Annotated in this window: 18 protein-coding genes; all 18 read left to right on the plus strand. The window is 41.3% G+C overall.

All coding sequences use genetic code 11. The features are described 5' to 3' along the window. The first annotated feature begins 329 nt into the window (after window positions 1-329). The 18 genes from ABYK33_RS02675 (at window position 330) to ABYK33_RS02760 (ending at window position 22090) form a co-directional block, all read left to right on the plus strand. On the plus strand, window positions 330-1856 hold the full coding sequence (locus ABYK33_RS02675; RefSeq protein WP_373031379.1) for a flippase: 1527 nt from the start codon (window positions 330-332) through the stop codon (window positions 1854-1856). 42 nt (window positions 1857-1898) lie between these two features. Further along, a complete protein-coding gene (locus ABYK33_RS02680; protein WP_373031380.1) occupies window positions 1899-2621 on the plus strand; it encodes a class I SAM-dependent methyltransferase in 723 nt (240 codons plus the stop codon). An 808-nt stretch (window positions 2622-3429) separates the two neighbouring features. Next, the gene (locus ABYK33_RS02685) at window positions 3430-4356 is read left to right on the plus strand and encodes an O-antigen ligase family protein (RefSeq protein WP_373031381.1); all 927 of its coding nucleotides are present in this window, start codon (window positions 3430-3432) and stop codon (window positions 4354-4356) included. Window positions 4357-4530: 174 nt separating this feature from the next. After that, on the plus strand, window positions 4531-5457 hold the full coding sequence (locus ABYK33_RS02690; protein WP_373031382.1) for a sulfotransferase domain-containing protein: 927 nt from the start codon (window positions 4531-4533) through the stop codon (window positions 5455-5457). 679 nt (window positions 5458-6136) lie between these two features. Next, a complete protein-coding gene (locus tag ABYK33_RS02695; RefSeq protein ID WP_373031383.1) occupies window positions 6137-7012 on the plus strand; it encodes a sulfotransferase in 876 nt (291 codons plus the stop codon). Beyond that, the gene (locus ABYK33_RS02700; protein ID WP_373031384.1) at window positions 7002-7844 is read left to right on the plus strand and encodes a hypothetical protein; all 843 of its coding nucleotides are present in this window, start codon (window positions 7002-7004) and stop codon (window positions 7842-7844) included. The genes ABYK33_RS02695 and ABYK33_RS02700 overlap by 11 nt, the downstream gene beginning before the upstream one ends. 518 nt (window positions 7845-8362) lie before the next feature. Next, a complete protein-coding gene (wecB, locus tag ABYK33_RS02705; protein WP_373031385.1) occupies window positions 8363-9487 on the plus strand; it encodes a non-hydrolyzing UDP-N-acetylglucosamine 2-epimerase in 1125 nt (374 codons plus the stop codon). A gap of 167 nt (window positions 9488-9654) precedes the next feature. Then, window positions 9655-10785: a glycosyltransferase family 4 protein gene (locus ABYK33_RS02710; RefSeq protein ID WP_373031387.1), complete on the plus strand. Its 1131-nt coding sequence runs from the start codon at window positions 9655-9657 to the stop codon at window positions 10783-10785. Then, complete coding sequence (locus ABYK33_RS02715) at window positions 10779-11942, plus strand: hypothetical protein (RefSeq protein ID WP_373031388.1); 1164 nt, start codon at window positions 10779-10781, stop codon at window positions 11940-11942. Before ABYK33_RS02710 ends, ABYK33_RS02715 begins: the two co-directional genes overlap by 7 nt. Before the next feature lie 861 nt (window positions 11943-12803). Then, window positions 12804-13319 carry an acyltransferase gene (locus tag ABYK33_RS02720; RefSeq protein ID WP_373031389.1) on the plus strand — a complete coding sequence of 172 codons (516 nt, stop codon included), beginning with the start codon at window positions 12804-12806 and terminating at the stop codon, window positions 13317-13319. A 1-nt stretch (window position 13320) separates the two neighbouring features. Continuing rightward, complete coding sequence (locus tag ABYK33_RS02725; RefSeq protein WP_373031390.1) at window positions 13321-13728, plus strand: FdtA/QdtA family cupin domain-containing protein; 408 nt, start codon at window positions 13321-13323, stop codon at window positions 13726-13728. 1 nt (window position 13729) lies between these two features. Beyond that, entirely contained in the window at window positions 13730-14842 is a 1113-nt protein-coding gene (locus ABYK33_RS02730) for a DegT/DnrJ/EryC1/StrS family aminotransferase (RefSeq protein WP_373031391.1), read from the plus strand. Then, window positions 14839-16071 carry a glycosyltransferase family 4 protein gene (locus ABYK33_RS02735; RefSeq protein ID WP_373031392.1) on the plus strand — a complete coding sequence of 411 codons (1233 nt, stop codon included), beginning with the start codon at window positions 14839-14841 and terminating at the stop codon, window positions 16069-16071. Before ABYK33_RS02730 ends, ABYK33_RS02735 begins: the two co-directional genes overlap by 4 nt. A gap of 28 nt (window positions 16072-16099) precedes the next feature. Beyond that, a complete protein-coding gene (locus ABYK33_RS02740; protein ID WP_373031393.1) occupies window positions 16100-16696 on the plus strand; it encodes a GNAT family N-acetyltransferase in 597 nt (198 codons plus the stop codon). Next, window positions 16693-17844, plus strand: a complete 1152-nt coding sequence (locus ABYK33_RS02745) for a DegT/DnrJ/EryC1/StrS family aminotransferase (RefSeq protein ID WP_373031394.1) — start codon at window positions 16693-16695, stop codon at window positions 17842-17844. The genes ABYK33_RS02740 and ABYK33_RS02745 overlap by 4 nt, the downstream gene beginning before the upstream one ends. 10 nt (window positions 17845-17854) lie before the next feature. Further along, window positions 17855-18478 (plus strand): sugar transferase, encoded by a 624-nt coding sequence (locus ABYK33_RS02750; protein ID WP_373031396.1) that lies wholly within the window; start codon window positions 17855-17857, stop codon window positions 18476-18478. A 182-nt stretch (window positions 18479-18660) separates the two neighbouring features. Then, window positions 18661-20550 (plus strand): polysaccharide biosynthesis protein, encoded by a 1890-nt coding sequence (locus ABYK33_RS02755; protein ID WP_373031397.1) that lies wholly within the window; start codon window positions 18661-18663, stop codon window positions 20548-20550. 292 nt (window positions 20551-20842) lie between these two features. Continuing rightward, window positions 20843-22090: a beta-ketoacyl synthase gene (locus ABYK33_RS02760; RefSeq protein WP_373031398.1), complete on the plus strand. Its 1248-nt coding sequence runs from the start codon at window positions 20843-20845 to the stop codon at window positions 22088-22090. Window positions 22091-22102 lie beyond the last annotated feature (12 nt).

Below are 22102 nucleotides of genomic sequence, written 5' to 3' on the forward strand. Positions count from 1 at the left end.
AAGGCTCAACAATAAGGACAAGGTCATTATTATTCACAGGGCTTACTGATCCAGAACCGCTGCTAATTATATTCGTAACCTCTATCACTGCATGGCGGGGTTACCATTACCCAAAACCATGCACACATTTGCCTGACGTACCATTTTTCTTTCTGGAACAAGGGGAAAACACATGGGGTATTGTGCGAGATTTTATCCCCTAAAAATATTTGTATTGTATTGCTCAACTAAGCTTTTACGGTTGTTCGGCTAAGTTTTTTAAAAACCGAACAATCAACTGACTAAATACCAAAGAAATTACATTACTACCGCAGGTTATATTTGAGAATATGGAAGAAAAGCATTTTTTTAAAAATCTTGCCAAAGGATCATTGATTACACTGGGCGGTACGATTGCGGGAATGTTATTGCAACTGATCATTCGGATGATCATTGCGCGCGGATTGGGTCCCTCGCAATACGGTGAATTTGTTTTAGGACTTACCATCGTTGGTCTGGCCGGAAGCTTTGCTTCTTTAGGGATGGGGGGCGCACTGGCCCGATTTATTCCGTACTTCCAGGTGAAGCGAGAGCAATCAAAACTGAAAGGACTTTTTATTATAGCTGGTATCGTTTGCCTTTCATCGAGCCTTATAGTTGGAATAGTGTTGTATTTAAGTGCACCGGCCATCGCTGACTATTTTGCTGGTGAACAATCTCTACAAGGTATTTTAAGAGTTTTTGCCACAGTACTGCCTTTTACTGTGACGATATTAGTCGCTAAGAGTGCATTGAGGGGTTTCAGGCGGATGGATTTATTTGTTTTGACTGAAAGTATACTTACCTTTGGAAGTCAGCTTGGTGTTGCAATTATAATTGTTTTTATGTTTCATTATAGCGCTTTTCATCTTAGTATCGGTTATGCGTTAACTTCCATTGCTGTATCGATCTTGGCGGTTTTGTTTGTTATGCGATCGACAGATTTGTTTAAATCTTGGGGAACAATCAGGGCCGAATTTAATACACGAAAAATTTTCAAATTCGCTTTACCTCTTGCTGGATCACAGCAAGTCGGCCAGATGCGAGGACGATCAGACTCGATAATATTAGGTGCCTTTATGACCGTTTCGGATGTTGGCTTGTATAATGTTGCCATGCCCATTGCGAAACTTTTACAAATAGGTCTGGGTTCCATTAATAGAATATTTATGCCTTCAATCACCCATCTTTATGCCAAAGGCGATATGAAAAGCTTAAAGAAGGCTTATACTACAGTTGCTCTGTGGACCTACTATTTAACTCTACCGCTGTTTTTGATCATATTTTTCTTTGCTGAACTTATATTGAAAATTTTGTTTGGTGCCAATTATTTGAATGTCCACTCCGCCCTGATTATTTTATCTGTAGGTTTTTTTATTAATACTGTTACTGGATCTTTTGGGGAAACATTTGTCGCAATAGGGAAACCTCACATAAATATGATGACCTCGATTTGTGGTTTTTTATCCAATGCCATTCTGATGGTAATCCTGGTCCCTTCGTATGGTTTAATAGGAGCAACCATAGCAACTTCTATCTCATTGATATTGGCCTGCGCATTTGGAGGAGGGATTCTGTATTATTATTTAAGAATTCAACCTTTTTGCATGAAACACATCAGAGCTCTTACTGCCACGATTGTTCCGTTTGGCATTCTGTCGGTTCTTTTTTTGCAAATACCTGCTGGCTGGCAACTTTGGTTGCTACCAGTTTTTATCATTTCGGTTTATATTACAAGTTTTATCGGTTTAATTTTATTGAAGTGCTTTGAAGAAACAGAGTTGGATATGTTGAAAGGCTTAAGTCGGCGACTTGGTTTGCGATGGTTTGTCGCATAAGTAATGAAAAAAAATATGTAACGAAGGAGTTACTTACTCGATATGACACGATCTATACATATATCATATGATGCTGGTGATCACGAAAAAAAAGGTGCCGAAATTCGTACTGCAATTGTCACTTTGGTTAAAAAGGCTGCTAGTGTTGACGGCATCCCAATTAGTGAATTGAGCCTCCTTGAAGGAGGGTGCGGGTTGGGTTTTTTAATGAGAGATTTGCGGAATGAAGGCTGCCGTAATCTTACCGGATTAGATTTCGATGATCATTGTCTGTCAGAAAGTAGTCGTTTTGGCGATGTATTCAAAAAAGACCTTCAAGATCTTGGAAAAAGTGTTGAAGAAAATTCATTTGATGTTGTTGTTTTGTCGCATGTACTTGAACACATGAAAAATCCTATCGATGTATTGTCTCATGCGAAAAAGATTTCCAGGCGCTGGGTTATCGTTGCATGTCCAAACCCCATTCGCCCCATGATACTTGCGAAACATGCGTTGTTTGGTCGGGATTATTCGAATGCAGGTCATTTATATAGTTGGGATCGTTCTCATTTCTCAAATTTCCTTGAGCGATACAACAATTTGCGCTTGGTTCAATGGGCGACAGACGATGTCCAGATCATACCTTTCAGATTCTTAAGAAAGTGTCTGGATTTTTTGGGGCTGCTGAAGTTGATTGAAGTTACTATTGCTCCCAAATTACTTCCATATTTTTCATCGTCGCTTATCGTTCTTTGTGAACATGTCGAAAACGTAAAAAACCATTAACAAGTCTTAGCTGAGATAGATGTCGGTTGAAATTGTATATTTACCTGAATCAGTTACGCCACCCATTATAAAACAATTGCTAGTAAAATACTATTCGTCTGAATAGGTGAAGGTTTTAACCTTTTACAGGAACAATAAGTTAAGATGTTATCTTTCTGATACTGCAATTTTTATTGCTGATCCGTCACAGATTCAACCTACCCCAAAGTTGTGGAGTCCAAATTAACTCGTTTTATTGACAACGAAAGGAGATCCACATGGGAAATGAAAAAAGAAGAAAATACGATTCAGAATTTAAGAAAAATACTGTTCAATCACGCCAAGCCCCCCTTTTACACTCTTCTGCATTTGATAGTTAGCCTGACACTATTGGGTTTTGTGTTGTTCGGCTGCTAGATGTTATTTCTTAAAGGCTCAGGTTATTTACATTTAAGAAACAAAGTGATGGCCCTGCTGTTAACCAAGATGAACGCTTATGTATAATAATTGTCAAAAAAACGAATGTGAACAGACCGTTCTTTGGTTTGGACGTCCATGGATATTTTTAGTATTGCTTATATTGTCTCTTCCGTTGGTGGCGAGAACACAAAATGGTCTGCCGATAAATCAAATCATATTTATTTCTACGTATGTCGTTGTAATTCTTTTATATGTGTCGACCATTCTGTTTCAATGTAAATTAAAGCGGTTAAGTTCTACCCATTGGTTTGTGGTATTATTTATCGGGTATTGCATTCTGAATTCATTTGTTGCGTATAAAAACCATATTTCTATTTTAATAAGTTTTAATTCATGGCGTTCTTTTCTCATGCTATTTTTATTGTTCCCTTTTTCACTATTATTAACAAAAGAGAACAGAATATATATGATTCGAAATACGTATATAGTTGCATCTGTAATTATTTCTTTATGGGCAATATTTAATCATCTGGCAGGTATAACGACTCACGCTAATACCGCCGGTATTTCTGCAACGACCAATATCTGGGGTATGCTGTTGGTATTGCCCAATCTTTCGTTAAAAAAAATATGGCAGCAAAAGTTGTACTGGCTTTCGATGTCTATTTTTTTGATTCACAATTTTATGGATCAGCGAAGAACTCCTTTTATAATTTTGTTTGTGGGTCTTTTTTTATATGATTTTCTTTTATGTAATGTCCGGCCCTTACATATGATTAAAAAAAAGCGGTTTAATGTTGTTCGTTTCATTGGGCTGATACTTGTTTTAGTTATTGTGGCTTTCTCTTTTGCCGATTCAAAAAGATTAAACGAGACGTCAATTCGAAGAGGATTTGAACAACGACAATTGATTTTTTTGATGGCATGGATGGATTTTGAGGAAAGTCCCTTAGTGGGCAAGGGCTTTGGGTATGTCAGTGATGTCCCTTTTGTCCATGAACTTGGCAAATTAGAACCAGAAATACGTATCCATAACGTATATGTCAATATATTAAGACAGGGCGGAATTATTGGATTGACATTGTATCTAGCTATAATATTTTTTCTCGGAAAACAGTGTTGGTCAGCCATCAAAAAATCTAATAACGCACTGGAACACCGAATAATGTGTTCTTTTTTGGTTTGTCTTGTCGCATACTTAATGTTTGGTATGACCTCTGCCAGAGCGGAACGTCCGGAAGTTCTGGTACTATTAGTACTTATTGCTGCAATAACACAATTTGTAATTAAAAAAAATTCTCGTCTTATACCTAAAATATCTACACAGGTATTTTAGGTTCGAGTCCGGTTTCGTAGTGATTAAAGATGTCATTGATTACCACCGGTGGTCGTGGGTAATTTAGACAAAATAATATACAGAAGTACGAAATTGACCTCATAGAAAAAGAAGGGAACACATTGTTCGTGGATGTATAATTTAAAAGAGGTATGCCGCGGAGCGATATCCTGTATGAAAATTGAAAAAAATCAATGTAGAACCGATACTATAACGACTACTATCCAAAAAATAGATCTAAAAAAACCCAACTTCATTGGTGTTGGTGGACATAAATGCGCCACAACCTGGATCTCTGAATGTTTAAGATACCATCCGCAAATATTTGTCAGTAATCCAAAAGAAATACGATTTTTCACAACGTATTTTCATAAAGGATTAGCCTGGTATCTAAACCATTTTAAAAATATTAAAAATCAGCGTGCGGTTGGTGAATTTTCAGTCTCTTATTTGACTGACGACGATGCTCCTAAAAGAATAAAGGATATGTTGGGAAATGTTAAAATTATTATATGCTTACGTAATCCTGTTGATAGATTTATATCACATTACAAACAGTATTTAAGATCTGGTAGATTAAATAAAAAATATGAGCATTTAAATGAGAAAATTATTAAAGAAATAATCACTAAATATCCAGAAATGATATCTAACGGACTGTATTGTGAACATTTGAGAACCTATTTTGATTTATTCAACAATGATGACATTATGATTGTCATAAAGGATGAAATAGATGAAAATCCACAAAAAATAATAAAAGATTTGTGTAAGTTTTTAAATGTATCTACTGATTATTTGCCAAAGGTATTAAATAAACAAGTAAGCCCAGGAATTATTCCTAGAATTTATCTAATAGAATTTCTTAGGGTAAGAATTTATATATATTTACATAATCGAATCCCAATCATCATTTCCTGGATTAGGAAGTTTAGAATTGCAGAATTATACCGGAAACTGAATAATCAAAAATCAAATAATAATTCGATAAATACAAACATTAAAAAAGAATTATATAAATACTATGAACTTGATATTGAAAATTTAGAGAAATTAATAAAAATTAAACTGGATAGTTGGAAGATAAAAAGAGATTTTTAACGAAGATAACTCCTATGCAATTATAGGATTTTTTTGCAATTTGAATTATCTAGTCCTTTAGACAAACAAGAAACTTGTTTGTCTAACTGTCGTATCCCTCAACTCTATGTGATATTTTACTCCTTTCTGCTTTTTTTTATATAGAAAGACCAAGGTGTTAGTGTTAATCTGTACATGAGTAGCAACAGTCCGGATGGAGTAGGTGTGACCAGTTTGTTCTTTTTTGTCATTATCACTGTATGTTACAGTGAATGTTAAATGCTCGACACCACAAGTTATTTTCTCTTTACTAGTTTGATTTTATAGAGGCCAATAATGGATGCTATCAACACTGCCCGTTCTGTGCAGCATTCTTCACCATGGTAGTCTTTGGCTCTATTGAATACTGTTAGACCAAAAATATTATTGAAATATCCGGTTGCAAGTAAGTATACCACTAATCAAGGACATCTTTATCGCTGGGGACGCACGTATTTCACCAATTTTGTCGATTCTTATTGTGGCTTGTCTATTCATGCATGGCCATCAATGAGGTCGTTCTCTTCTTTGTTTCCTTAACGCACTTGCTTTTTTCTATTTGTTAGAGAATAAAATATTACCCGTATTTTTTCTTATTTTCCGGTTTACTTATTACCGCCGTGTCCGGAAAATCAGGATCTAAGGATGACGCTTCTGAATCATGATACGTAACAAACTTTTAGCATTATGTCGCCGGGAATGGTTTAGACGGTTGACTCGACCGATGGTTCGAGCGGTAAAACCTAAGCGCTGGGTTTTTGTTTTAGGATGCTATAATTCAGGTACCACCTTGCTTGATCACCTGTTGGGTCAGCATCCTGAGATTTCTAATCTGCCAAGCGAGGGTGTTGATTTAACACGAGGTTTGCCCGCACCAGAAGCCTTCGGCTGGCCTCGTTTATGGTACAAATGTCATGAAGAAATCGAAGTCGCCTTCCAGCTTTCATGTCCAGATCCCCAACGCATAACGAAAGATTGGTCTTTCTGGTTTGATCGAAAAGCTCCTGTTGTTGTGGAAAAATCCATAGCCAATAGTCTTCGGATAGAATGGTTGAACCGTAATTTCAACAATCCTCTTTTTATTTGGATTGTTCGTAACGGCTACTGCGTGGCTGAAGGCATCCGTCGTAGGTCAGCCCTTTCGGCGAGTATTCCTGCTGAATATCATGGTCAGGGCTATCCCATTGGATGGTGTGCGCAACAATGGATAGAGAACAATCGGTTGATTGAAAGTAAAATATCAACAATGAAAAATGTTGTTCGTTTATCTTATGAGGATCTAGTTAGCAATCCTGAAAAGTCGCTTTTGAATATATACAGCCATCTGCCTCTAGCAGACCCATCTGTGCCGAAAATGGAGGCTTTCACTTTTCATGGAACAACAATGAAACTCAGGAATATGAACCCCGACAGCCTTTCCAGGCTTGAGGGTGTTGATATTTCAAGAATCAACGGGATTGCAGAGGAGTGGCTCAGGCATTACGGATATAACGTTCTTGATGTGATCAAAAAAGAGAGGAATGCTGATGGTTTCTGATGCAAAGCCTGCTGTAATCGTTACAGGAGATGTTCATCAATGTGATTCTACAGTGATTCGGGAACAAAGATTTTATGATGGAAACGAAACAAGCGCTGCTAAGTCTTATGCCGAGATTCTTGGCAAGTATGGATTGAAAGGAACACTTTTTTACACTGGCCGCTGTTTCCGAGATGAGATAAATGATGTGCAGGCAGTTGCAGGGATGGAGCATATTGAAATCGGTGGGCATACCTACAACTGTTATAAGCCTCGTATCGTATATAAAGTCTGGCGTCGGTTGACAGGATATACAAATGGACCTCGAATTTTGCAGGAATGGGATATTCGAAGAACTTTGCAAGCTGCACAAGCTGCTGGCATTAAAATTACGACTTGGCGTAACCATGCGTATGTCGAGGACGCTAATACCTTGGATCTTTTATTGAAATTCGGTATTACTCATGTGAGCAATGAAGTAGGTCCTTATGCCGGAATTAAACGAAAAGTCATTGGAGACCGAGATCTGATAAGCGTGGGGATAAATGTGTGGCCTGATCATGATCATATGGTACATGGGGATCTAAAGTTGGAAGCAGGTGTGAGTAGACGTTTAGTTCGGAATCGTTTCCCAAACAATGTTTTTCAACCGCTCGACTGGCTCGAACAAGTAGTTCAAGATATTAATGTGCGATTATCGCAAGGTCGACATGCAGTATTACTTGTACATCCTGGATGCATGATGACATTGGGTGGTATGTGGTTGTTTGAATTGTTATGCCAAAAAATTGCTCATTTACCAACTGCTGGGATAAGTGAAATACGGTCTGATGAGGGACCTGTTAGCGAGTAAACGACAGTGTATTTTGGTGTTAAATTATTGTGTGACAGGCTATCCAATTCCATTGGGAAATTCGATTAAACTCTTTATCGTGCGATTTTTTTGATTAGTGGTTTGTAAAAATAAAAGAATCCTATTTCTCTAGATATGAATTACCAGCTAGTTTAGACCTTTAATATGAAACTCTTGCTACTGCTCATGGAGAAAGTGTTTCCTTTGAAATTTTACGTCTTAGAGAAACAAAAAAATATAGCTAATGATGAATAAAAAAAGATAATTTCCAAGCATCGATAAGTTTTTTCACGGGAAAAGTTGATTGCTGATTGTTTAAGGTTCCTTCTTATTGCGAGATTATCTCACTTGTTACTCTTTATTTTAGTTGGTTGTGTGGCGATGAAACGTTGGCGTAATAATTTTCTGTTTCGATTAAAAGTTGCAGTTTTATAATCTTGCTCTTGGGGCAAGGTTACATTTGCTAGAATTGATGAGTTGACTCTGAAATACAATTTAACTAACTAGGTGAATTCCTGATGAAAAAAAATAAAGTTGCAGTTTTAATTGGTACTAGGCCTGGGATTATTAAAATGGCCCCGATTGTTCATGAGCTCGATAGGCAAAATATACCACGTTTGATAATTCACACAGGTCAACATTATTCATTAAATATGGATAAGGATATCATGCGTGATGTTGGGCTTGATAAAGCTGATCACCAAATTACGAGGCCTGACGACTGTATTTCCCATGCAGAGCAGACCGCTTATATGTTGGTTAAAATAGAAGAAATCCTTTTGGAACAAAAACCTGATGTATTGCTAGTGTGTGGCGATGCGAATACTAATTTGGCAGGTGCGCTGGCAGCTAGAAAAATTCATGTCAAGGTCGGTCATGTGGAGGCTGGGTTGCGTAGCTTTGACTGGCGGATGCCGGAGGAGCATAACCGGATTATCATAGATCATATCTCTGAATACCTATTTGCGCCGACCTCTCTATCTCGGGAGCACTTGGTGCGAGATGGTGTGCGGGGTGATATTTTCGTAGTGGGCAACACTATCGTTGATGCAACCTTAGAGCACGCTAGGATTGCTAGAGAAACCCAGGCCCCCTTTGTTTTGGAAATGACTGGGGGACAACCTTTTTGTCTGCTGACCTTGCACAGGGAAGAAAATGTTGACAATAATGCAGTTGTTTCCGGTATAATCTCGTCCCTGGAGCATATTGCCAATGTTAGTTCAAAACAAATCATTTTTCCTCTTCATCCTCGTACAAAAAAACGTTTTGAAGAATTTGGATTGTTTGCGAAGATTTCCGGTATTAAAGGTTTAAAAATTGTCGAGCCGCTTGGTTACTTAAATTTTATCGCTATGTTAGAAAAGGCATCTGCTGTTTTTACCGACAGTGGAGGTATTCAGGAAGAAAGTTGTATTCTTCAAGTTCCTTGCCTTACGCTAAGGACTTCAACGGAAAGGCCTGAGACCATAGATGTTGGCGCAAATCGACTGGCTGGTACTGATCCTGAAAAGATTATCAGTGTCTTTAACGAAATGATGTCTGAAAAATCAGAAAAAAAGTGGCCGAATCCATATGGTGACGGACAGACTTCCAGACGTATAGTTGAGACATGCCTGTTCGGTAAACCAAAAGATGAGCTGTAAAAGTAGAGAGTGGCATGAATAGTTCACTAATAATGTTGTTTTAAATAGCTGTAGTTTAATAGGGACGGACTTATCAACTACATTTATTGGTATTTTTAAGTATAGACTTATTTTAGAAAATCATGAAAGCGGTTATTCATTAACCAGAAAATTGGTAGCTGAAAACAATGAAGATTTGTTTTGTTCACATGCATAAAGTGGAGGATGAGAAACAGTTAGAATTTCTGGGGAATATTCTTTTACGGGTAGCTGAAGTTTTTAGGGAAGAGGCTGAAATTCATTTTCTTTATAATGGTGATGTAGAAAGTAACTATTTGCTGGGGAAAAATATTTTAACTCATAAATATGGCGATAATACTAACGGTGGTATTGATCGTTTAGTTAATCCGGTAAAACTGATTTTAGAAATAAGAAAAATATGTAAAGACAATAAAATTGATATAGTACTAAATCTTTCGGATCACTATTATTTTTTTTGGATTTGCATCGGAGCGAAAATAGCAGGGGCGAAATGCATTGCAAGAATTGCTGGGATCATTGCTGAGTCTGAAAAATTCACCATGAAAAGAAGAATTTTCAAGTTGATTGGTAAGCTATTAGAGAGAATTTCGTTGTCGATGGCAGATCATGTGTTATGTCTTTCCAATTCACTTAAGAATCTGTTGGTACAACGTGATAATAATATTAACAAAATGACAGTAATTTCACAAGGTGTTGATGTTAATTTTTTCGTAAATCGTGAGTTGAAACAGATAAAGAAAAGTCCCCAAAGGTTACTATTTGTTGGAAGGGTTGTAAAATATAAAGGAATATATGAGTGCATAGATGCTTTTTTAAATATTAGAGAATTGTACCCAGATATTGAACTGGTGATTTGTGGGCATGGTCATGAAAAAGATGCACTGTCTAAAAAATACCAATATTCAGGGATCATTTTTAAAGATTATGTTTCAAGAGAAAAATTAAACGAGGAATATCTTTCGGCAGATGTCTTATTGCTACCGTCGTATTCAGAAGGTATGCCTAATGTGATATTGGAAGCTATGTCATGCAAAGTTCCTGTTATTGCCTCGAGAACAGGTGAAATTCCAAATCTTTTGAAAGATGGAAGAGGTATATTAGTAGAACCAAGGAATGTTAACGAAATTATAGAAGCATTAAAAACGATTATTGAAGACGTTAATTTTCGACTTAGTTGTGTACAAAAAGCTCATGAATATGTTTTGAGGCACCATTCTTACGAGATTGTAAGAAAAAAAACGATAGAACTTTTCTCCTCAGTGATAACAAAATGTTAAAGCGTAATATTAAAACAAATAGTGTTACATTGCTTGCGTGCACTGATACTCTAGCCCCTAGAATTAAATTAGAAAAAAGAACATTAGAAGACGCTGGCTTCGATATAGAGGTTTTATATTCAAAAAGAGATAATAGTAAGAGAAGTATAGGGAAGGTCGGTAAGTATGTCTGGTCTTTATTAGAGAACATGATTTATTTGCTAAAAAGTAACAAGAAGGTAGTTCATTTTACCAATATCGATCAGCTTATAATTTCACCTGTTTTAAAATTATTTCGCAAAAAGATTGTATATGATGCATATGAAAGATATTCAATCGATATTTCTCAACGATATTTCAACGGAACGTCGAGAGGTATTGCGAGAAAAATAATTGAATTTATTGAAAATACATATGTCAGACTTTTTGTAGATGCTGTTTTTGTTGTTAGTACCCCAGACGAGTTTTTGAAGAAGAGATACGCTAAGATATGCAAAATATGTGATGTGTTATATAATGTTCCACCTTTAGACTCTATTTGTACAATTGATCTTGAAAAGAAATTCAAGGAAAAAGTATTTAGAATTGCATATGTAGGAAGATGTACATCATTAATAATTGAAAGCATTAATGAGATTGCAATGCGATTGGATGCTTTGGGTGTTATATATGAAATTCATTTGGTAGGTGGGATTTTTGATGAGATGTTGCAGTCATGCGATCCTTCATATTATAGTGAAAGAAAATTGCACAAGAATATCTGTTTGCACGGGCACATGGAATATCAGTCTATGTCTAAATTTTTAGTTAAATTTCATGTGGGGCTAACACTTCTTCCAAATCCCAAAGAATATATTTATGCTGGGCCAGGTTCTTCCCGAAAAAATTTTACCTATATGTGTGCTGGAATGGCTATTATCTCAAACTCACCAAGTGGGCCAGCTAGTGTCATTATAAATGAGTCTTGTGGAATTGCCCTAGATGAAACCGACTCAATTGAATCTTTTGCTGTTTCGATTAACAAAATATACAAGAATAGAAATGAAGCAATGGAATATTCATCGAACGGGATTCTAGCTATTAAAAATAAATATAATTGGGATCATGAAAAGGAAAAGTTTCTATATGCATATAGTAAGCTTACGGAACGTGTTAATGAAAATGAGATTTCAGTATAGAAATGCTAGGGAGGGCGATCATCGATCGGGTGAGTTCCTGTTGGCAGAATTCGTTGAATTCTCTTGTCGTGCGTATCGCTTTCGATAGCATGATCCTGAACTCATGTCTGTTTGTTTACTTTTAAATTTTAGTGGTCGATGTGTGATTTGTGATTTACATGAGGACGTTCCTCGACAGATTTTGACAAAATATTGGAATCATCATGTATTGTACAATGCCGTTTCGGTGCTGTTTTGGGTGTTGGAAAACTATGTTGTGAAGAACCTGGATGCCGTGTTTGTGCTACGCAAAACGCTTTAAGCTCATCAATCATAATAGTATTGATGACAACAATTTTCCCATTCTAGGCAAATATAGAACATCAGACAGTCTGAAACCTTTACCTTTTTCCCCTATTATTTGTTACATTTATTACTGTGTGGCCCCTTTGAAAGCAATGCGTATGATGACGAACTTATATATGTTGATGGCTGTAAATTCGATGATTAGAGGGGGTGCCGTTGGGCGCACTGATGTTGGCAATGTTACCACGTGTTTCGCAGTAGGAGTGGTTAAGTTGCGACCTAGCCCCAACCAAATAAATTTACTCCTTGTCAAAATGTTTGAGTATATGTCAGCCGGTCTGCCTTTGATAGCATCCGACTTTCCGCTGTGGTGCCAGACTGTAGAAGAGGCCTAATTAGTCCTATGTGTGACCCCTTCTTCATCGCAGGACATTACCCCGGGTATCCTTCTATGTGTTGTCGAACGAAGCATTATACTAGGTGGGACAACAAGCGCACAAGTCGGATGGCGATAAAGACCAGATTTAACTGGAGACGCGAATCGGAGAAACTATTAGGATTATATGAGGGCATTAAATGAATATAAATACGGTGGACCCAGAGCTTTCTTCCGACAAAAGTAGCTCTTTCTTTATCCACAGACATGCTCTGGTGGAGCCAGATGCCCAAATTGGTGAGCGAACAAAGGTATGGGCTTTTGCCCATATACTCGCAGGTGCGAAAATAGGGGCTGATTGCAATATCTGTGATCATGTTTTTATAGAGAACGATGTTGTTGTCGGTGAACGAGTTACGATAAAGTGTGGTGTCCAGCTCTGGGACGGTCTTCGCGTTGCCGATGATGTTTTTATCGGGCCTAACGCAACATTTACCAATGACATTTTTCCCCGAAGCAAGCAGTACCCTGACCAATTGCTACAGACCCAGATTATGGCTGGCGCAAGCATTGGAGCAAATTCCACAATTCTGGCCGGAGTGACCATTGGGGAAAAGGCCATGGTCGGAGCCGGTTCTGTGGTCTTAAAAGACATCCCCTCGCGTGCCGTTGTAGTTGGCAATCCTGCCCGCATAATTCGATACGAAGATCATTGATATGGCCCTAGTAGACTGCAAAATTATAGATCTGCCCAAAATAAGTGACCCGCGTGGTAACCTGACGTTTATAGAGGGGGGGAGGCATATTCCTTTCGATATTAAGCGGGTCTACTATCTGTATGATGTCCCGGGCGGTGCCGAGCGCGGGGCTCATGGTCATCGCAGATTGCAGCAATTGGTTGTGGCCATGTCGGGCAGTTTTGATGTGATTTTGGATGATGGATTTGAAAAAAGAACCTTTCACATGAACCGTTCTTATTATGGGCTGTATGTCTCGCCTATGATGTGGAGGGATATCACCAATGTTTCATCCGGAGCGGTCTTGATGGTTCTGGCTTCAGAGCTCTACGACGAGTCTGATTATTTCCGCGATTATGGTCAGTTTTCAGAGGAAGCAAAGATCTAAGATGGAAAAAATACCTTTTTTGGAATTGACACAAACTTACCAGGAGTTACAGGCGGAGATTGATGTTGTTGTTCAACGCGTGATGAACTCTGGCTGGTATATACAAGGCGAGGAACTTGAGTACTTTGAGTCTGAGTTTGCTGAGTATTGCGACTCCAAGTACTGTGTCGGAACAGCAAATGGCTTAGATGCACTGCATCTGATTTTACGAGGCTATGGTATAGGGCCAGGTGATGAAGTTATTGTACCATCCCATACCTTTATCGCCACATGGCTAGCTGTAACACTTGTCGGGGCAAAACCTGTACCTGTAGAGCCTCCTGATGACGCGACCTATACAATTTCACCCGAATTGATTGAGTCAGCAATAACACCTAAAACAAAGGCAATCATTCCTGTTCATCTGTATGGTCGTCCTGCTAATATGGCGCCGATAATGCTAATTGCAGCAAAATACGGTATAAAGGTGATTGAGGATGCAGCGCAGGCCCACGGCGCACGTTATCAAGGTCGTCGGGTGGGCAACCTCGGTGATGCTGCAGCATTCAGTTTTTATCCTGGAAAGAATCTGGGAGCTTTTGGTGATGGTGGTGCAATTACAACGAATGACAGTGAGCTGGCGACCAAATTGCGTTCGTTGCGTAACTATGGTTCCTCTACGAAATATGTGCACGACATGATTGGGCTTAATAGTCGGCTCGATCCTCTCCAAGCCGCCATTCTTCGTGTGAAACTTCGTTGTCTCAATGAGTGGAATGCACGACGGGTCACTTTAGCTGAAAGCTACCAGAAGCTGCTTGCCGGAACAAAGCTTGTCCTCCCTGCTGTTTCTGCAGGATTTGATTCAGTTTATCATCTCTTTGTAGTTTGTACCCCCCATCGAGACAGCCTGCAAACCGAATTGAAAAATGCAGGCATCGAAACCTTAATTCACTATCCCATACCACCGCATAAACAGATTGCCTATGCCTCTATGCAAAGCCTTGCTTTGCCTGTTGCGGAAGGCTTGTCCCGTGAAGTACTCAGCCTCCCGATTGGGCCGCATTTATCAAGGGAAGACGTGGAAAAGACCGCGCATCATATTACTCAAATAGTAGGACTTAGTGAGCAATGAACATACTCTATCTCTGTCAAGTTTTTGAGGTTGGAAACGATGCTGGTTCGGAACGGCATTTCTTTTTCTGCAAATACGCGGTGAGTAAGGGGCATAGCGCAACCGCTATTACGAGTAATGTCGATTACAAGAATGCATGTGTGAAAATTCAAGGGGCACCTAGCACAATAAGTCGGAACATTGAAGGTGTTGACATTCATTATGTCTATTCGTATGCAAACTTCCGAGGCAGCTTTTTAAAGCGGTTTTATTATTTTTTGACCTATTTTATTTCGACGATCGTTCAGTCTTTCAAGGTCAAGAAGGTAGATGTGATTTATGCGGTGTCAACTCCCTTAACCGTCGGACTCCTGGGGTATGTCATTTCTCGACTGCGCGGTATACCCTTTGTGTTTGAAGTTACCGATGTATGGCCGGATGCGCCTGTGGCCTGCGGGGTTGTGAAAAACAAGGCCTTAATCAGGCTTGCCCATTGGCTTGAGATGTTCTGCTACAAAAAGGCTGTACACATAATAGGTCTTACCCGCGGCATTTGTGACAACATCATCACCAAGGGTATAGACCCTAAAAAAGTATCGATAATTACCAACGGTGTTGACTTTTCACTGTTTAATTTTGCACAGGACGATTCAAAAAGGTCGGAGGTTCGGACGCGATATGGGTTTGGAGATAAATTTGTTGCCATGTATATGGGTGCGCATGGTGCTTACAATGCGCTTGGTACGCTTATCGAGGCCGCGACAATCCTTAAGCACGATCCACGATTTTTGTTTGTATTTATAGGTGATGGTGACGAAAAGCCCAAACTACAGCAACGTACCGTCGACCTTGGCCTGACAAACGTAATGTTTTTGAAACCTGTTCCACGCATTGAATCAGCATCTCTGCTTTCAGCCGCTGATACATTCTTGCTACCCAATCGCAAAGGGGAATTCTTTGCAGGTAATCTTCCAAATAAGCTATTCGATTTTCTCGCCTCCGCGCGGCCTGTTGTCGTTGCCGGGGCAGGAGAAACTCCAGAACTTGTTATGACAGCCGAGTGCGGAAGGGTTGGCTGTGCGGAAAACAGCCAGAGCATGGCATATGCGCTCAATGAGTTGGCGATGATGCCCGTTGAGGAGCGTATGGCGATGGGGGCAAGAGGTCGCAAGTATGTTTTAGCACATTACGATAGAAGCAGTCTCAGTGAACAGTTTTTGAAAACCCTTACTGATTCTGTAATGCGTTGATGAATCGAGAGCTCCAATGATAAGACCTATGAAAGTAGATGATGTAGCGGCAGTTGTAAGGGTGCATCTGGCAAGTTTCCTCGGATTTTTTCTTTCTTTTCTGGGCCCCAGATTTCTTTCATTATTCTATTCTGGCATCTGCTTTGCCCCTGAGGGAATTGGATTTGTTTATCTAAATAACGCTGGTGTTCCAGCCGGCTTTGTGGCAGGGACCTCGAACCCCGGTGGATTTTATTCACGTCTTTTGAAACGAGACTGGTTGAAGTTTGCCCTCGCATCAATAGTTCCTGTCTTGAAAAAACCTTCAGTTATTGGTCGGGTAGCACGAGCCGTTTATCATCCAGCTGATAATCCAATTGGGGATGATGTTGCCGGTCTATTTTCTTTAGGCGTGTTACCTGAGTTGCAAGGTACCAGTGCCGGGAAGAAACTTGTACGGGCTTTCCTGGATGAAGCAAAGAAAAAAGGCTGTACAAAAGTTTTTTTGACAACTGACCGTGATAATAATGGAGCGGTGAATAGTTTTTACGCGAAGCTTGGTTTCTCCCTTGAGCGCCAGGACGTAACTCCTGAGGGAAGAAGAATGAATGAGTATTGGATAAGCTTATCCGGGGAAGTGCTATGATCAATTTTCTCCCCTTTGCACTTCCCGATATCGGCGAAGATGAAATCGCCGAAGTTGTTGATAGCCTGCGCTCAGGCTGGGTGACGACTGGACCTAAGGCTAAGCGCTTTGAGCAGGATTTTGTTGAGTTTATGGGTGGTGGTCTTGAGGCTGTTGCCGTGAATTCTGCGACAGCCGGTCTGCATCTCGCACTGGAGGCCATAGGTGTTGGCCCAGGCGATGAGGTGATTACCACGACGCATACTTTTACAGCGACCGCCGAGGTAATTCGCTACATGGGGGCGCATCCGGTGTTTGTCGACGTGTCGGCCGAGTCATTGTGTATCGACCCGGATGCTGTGGTGCACGCAATTACTCCACGTACCAAGGCGATTATTCCTGTGCATTTTGCAGGCCGGGCGGCGGACATGTCTGCTATTCTGGCTATTGCGCGACAGCATGGGTTACGCGTGGTGGAAGATGCTGCCCATGCTCTGCCCACCACCTGTGGCGGCAAGCTGTTGGGCACGCTGGAGAGTGATGTGACGGTGTTTAGTTTTTACGCCAATAAGACGATTACCACGGGTGAAGGAGGGATGCTGGTGACCCGTGACCCAGCAATTGCTGCACGAGCTCGTATCATGCGTTTGCACGGCATTAATCGCGATGCCTTTGATCGTTTTACCGCCACAGCGCCGAGTTGGTATTATGAGATTGTTGCACCGGGCTTCAAGTATAATCTGACTGATATCGCGGCTTCGCTGGGCATACACCAGCTCAGGAAGGCGAACGCTTTTCAGCGGCGCCGGGCCGAAATTGCTGCGCGTTACGATGTTGCATTGGCTGATTTACCGATTATTTGTCCTCCCCATGCAGAAGATGGCGATTGCCATTCATGGCATCTATATGTCATCCAGTTGGGAGATGAGGCGAGGGTGACGCGTGATGTGTTCCTTGAGCGCATGTTCGCCCAGGGTATTGGCATGAGCGTGCATTATATTCCACTGCATTTGCACCCTTATTGGCGTGATGCTTATAAGCTGACGCCTGAGTTGTTTCCGGTAAGTCAACGGGTGTATGAACGAACTTGTTCTTTGCCCTTATACACCCTGATGACGGATGCTGACGTGGATCGGGTGGTTGTAGCAGTCAAGGTGGCATTAGCTTGAGGATTTTGTTGTGAAACTCAAACGTATTTTTGATCTGCTTTGTAGTAGCCTGGGGCTGTTGTTTCTTGCTCCCATTTTCCTGATTATTGCGGTGCTGATCACGTTCGAATCTAATGGACAAGTTTTCTTCCGGCAGACGAGAGTAGGGCTTAATGGTCGGGTTTTCCGGATTCACAAATTCCGGACCATGTCGGTGGATGCAGAGCGCAAGGGCTTGCAGATCACGGTTGGCCCGGATCAAAGAATTACCCATGTGGGTACTGTGTTACGCAAATATAAGCTGGATGAACTGGCGCAGTTGATTGATGTGTTTCTGGGTGATATGAGTTTGGTCGGGCCTCGGCCAGAGGTGCCAAAATATATTGCCTGTTACCCCGAAGCGGTTCGCGCGGAAGTCCTTTCCGTTCGGCCGGGTATTACTGATTGGGCTTCGATTCAATTCAAGGATGAAAACGATATTCTGGGGAGTGCGCCCGATCCTGAAAAAGCATATGTGGAGGAGGTGTTGCCGATTAAGCAACGCTATTATGTTGAGTATGTGAGGGGGCGGTCTTTCTTGGGTGATTTGCACATAATTTTTGCAACTGTCATTGTCGTTTGGACTGGTGTTGAAAATTTAAAGAGAGGGATGTGAATCAGTAGGCACTTTTGTTGCGGGACCTCCTTCATCTTCATCCTTACTGTCTTGTGTTTCCTGTCTGCCTTTTGCCTTTTGCCTCTTGTTCGAAGTTGGTATATGTTATTCTGTTTTTTTTCTCATTAGTAGATCTAGTCTCGTCAATTGACGAGTAATATTCCAATCTGATAGGTTGACTTATGCTTCACAAATTTGTGCGGGTCATTTTGTTTAATCGTTTTGTGGCCTTTTTTCATGATTTGCTTGTTATACCTTTGGCATTGTTAGTTGCTTTTGGATTCCGTTATAATTTTGAATCTATGCCAAACTGGCAGGTTTTTCTGCAGATGTTTACTGTGGCCCTCCCTGTTCAAGGTCTTACGTTCTGGCTTATCGGTCTTTATCGTGGTATGTGGCGCTTTGCCTCAATCCAGGATCTTGTTCGTATAGTAAAGTCGGTTACCATTGGTACCGTTGTTTTGATGTTGGTATTGTTTTTATACAATCGCCTTGAGGCGATCCCCCGCACTATTATTTTTCTCTATCCACTCTTGTTGGTTGGTGGCCTTTCGTCTTCACGTCTTCTCTATCGATGGGTCAAGGATAGGCGGTTTCTCTTTCAAAATAAGGATAGCAAAAAAGTTCTGGTCGTTGGTGCAGGGCAGGGGGGGGAGCTTCTAGTTCGAGATCTTCTCCGTCACCCTGAGTATGAGCCGGTTTGTATTGTTGATGACGATTCTGGCAAGCAAGGCCGGGAAATTCATGGTGTTCGAGTCCAGGGTTCTTTGGATGACATCAAGAAATTGGTGGAAGTGCTCGATGTTAAACTTGTCCTGATTGCTATCCCTTCAGCTTCCAAAAAGATATTCAAACAGATCGCCTTGGTTTGCTCTGAGATAGGTGTTGAATGTCGAACCTTGCCTGCCATTGCCGATCTTGATGAGCAGGATGTTGCGGTAAGTCAACTACGTTCCCTGACCTTGGAGGATTTGCTTGGCCGTGATCAGATTGAGCTCAATAGAGAATCAGTCTCTGGTTATCTTCGGGAAAAACCTGTTATTGTGACCGGGGCAGGTGGATCTATTGGTTCTGAGTTGTGTCGACAGATTGCTGAACAGGCTCCTTCAAAACTCATTATTTTTGATCATGGCGAGTTTAACATCTATGCCATTGATCATGAATTGAGAAATAGTTTTCCCGATCTTGATATTGTCACTGTGCTGGGTGATGTGAAGAATTACGACAGGGTGGATTGGGTTTTCAAGAAGTTCCGGCCCCAGGTTGTCTTTCATGCTGCGGCCTACAAGCATGTGCCGATGATTGAGATTAATCCGGCAGAGGGAGTGATGAATAATGTTATTGGCTCACGCATCGTTGCTGATGCGGCTGACCGCTGCGGAGCTGAAGCCTTTGTCTTTGTCTCCACGGACAAGGCAGTTAATCCGGCCAATGTTATGGGGACCACTAAGAGGATCGCTGAAATTTATTGTCAGAATCTGGCCAAGCGTTCCAAGACCCGTTTTATCACCACCCGTTTTGGTAATGTTCTCGGCTCTGCTGGTTCAGTGGTGCCGCTCTTTGAACAGCAGATTCGTGTGGGTGGGCCGGTCACGGTGACCCATAGGGACATTACCCGTTATTTTATGACCATTCCCGAGGCCGTGAGTTTGATTCTCCAATCCGGAGCCATGGGGGAGGGAGGGGAGATTTTTGTTCTTGATATGGGTGAACCTGTACTTATCCGTGATCTTGCTGAGCAGATGATCTGCCTCTCCGGTTTGGTGCCTGGCAAGGATATTGACATCGTCTACACGGGGTTACGGCCCGGTGAAAAGTTGTTTGAGGAGATTTTTCATGAACGGGAGAATTTACGTGGGACCAAGCACCCGAAGCTCTTTTTGGCAGGCAGCCGGAAGGTGGAATGGCAATGGTTGGAGGATGAGTTGACAGAGCTTGAAAATGCCGCCATGAGCCGGGATGTTGGCAAGCTTATCGGCCTCTTAAGACGGATTGTTCCAGAGTATGAGGGACCACATTTGAGTGATGGGGAGGAGGTGGCTTCGCCGACGCTCAAGATTGTGAAGGGATAAAGGTTGGGGAACTGCCCCCCTCTACTATCGCTCGAAGATTGGTAACACTCAACCGGTCGTGGCTTGAAAAAAGGATGCATGAGTTAGGGTCAGGTTTGTGATGACGTGGTTAGATTGCAACGTCCAAGGGTGCTGAAAAGAAGTAAAGACAATAAGGTCGCCGAGTAGGTCTTATCTTTTTGACCTCTTTGGAATGAGGTTTGTAACTCCAGTAAGGTTGCAAACCTTTTTTTTTATTGGTACTACCCATGTTTTGAGTTATACTTCTATTTTTTTTTGGAACTTTAAATCTATGCAAAACCTCCCAGATAATCAGCGAATCGTCATCACCGGCGTCGGTTTAACATCTCCAAATGCCTCTAACCTGCAAGAATTTCGTAAAAAACTTCTAGCGGGTGAAAGTGAAATAACGAACGTTGAATTACGGTATATGGGTTCAGCTCATGCCGGCGTTTGCACCTTTGATGAAACCCGTTACCGCAAGAAAAAGGAAAACAAACGGGGAACAAGGGCAGGGTGTATTTCTGTCTATTGTGCCCATGAGGCCATCAAGGATGCGGGTATTGACTTTAGTGAGTATGACAAAGCCAAGACTGGCGTCTATATTGGTCTGACTGAGCATGGCACCGTGGAAACGGAAAACGAAGTCTATAATATCTCTCATTTTGACTATAATACCGATTATTGGACCCATCATCACAATCCGCGCACCGTTTTAAACAATCCGGCCGGGGAAGTGACCATGAGCTTAGGTATTACTGGCCCCCATTATTCAGTTGGTGCCGCCTGTGCTGCTGGGAATGCAGCTCTCATCCAGGGCGTGCAGATGCTGCGTCTTGGTGATGTTGACCTGGCTCTTTGTGGTGGCATATCTGAATGCGTTGGCTCATTCGGTATTTTCGCCAGTTTTAAGGCTCAGGGTGCACTTGCTGAGCATGATGATCCGAAGAAGGCCTCACGTCCTTTTGATCGGGATCGGAATGGGATCGTGATTTCTGAAGGTGGTTGTATCTATGCCCTTGAGCGGCTTGATAAGGCGATCGAGCGTGGAGCAACCATTTACGCGGAAATTGCCGGTTATGCCATGAATTCTGACGCCAAGGATTTTGTTCTGCCTTACGGGCCTCGTCAGGCAGAGTGTGTTGAGCTTGCCCTTGAACGGGCTGGCATGAAACCCCAGGATGTTACCATTATCAACACTCATGCCACAGGGACAAAGCAGGGCGATGTCGAAGAATGCAAGGCCTTGCGCCAGGTTTTCTCTGATTGCCCTAACACCTATATCAATAATACCAAGAGTCATATCGGCCATGCCATGGGTGCGGCCGGCGTGCTTGAACTTGCCGGCAATCTACCGTCCTTTATTGATAACCAGGTTCATCCCACTATTAATCTTGATAATCTTGATCCAGATTGTGATTTGCCTAATATTGTCGCCAATTTTCCGAAACAACTTGACAATGTGGACGTCATATTGAATAACTCTTTCGGCATGGTCGGCATCAATTCGGTGGTGATTGTCAAAAAGTTTACAGCGTAAGAAAATCGATAA

The organism is Sulfurovum sp., assembly GCF_041562805.1.
Taxonomy (GTDB): domain Bacteria; phylum Campylobacterota; class Campylobacteria; order Campylobacterales; family Sulfurovaceae; genus Sulfurovum.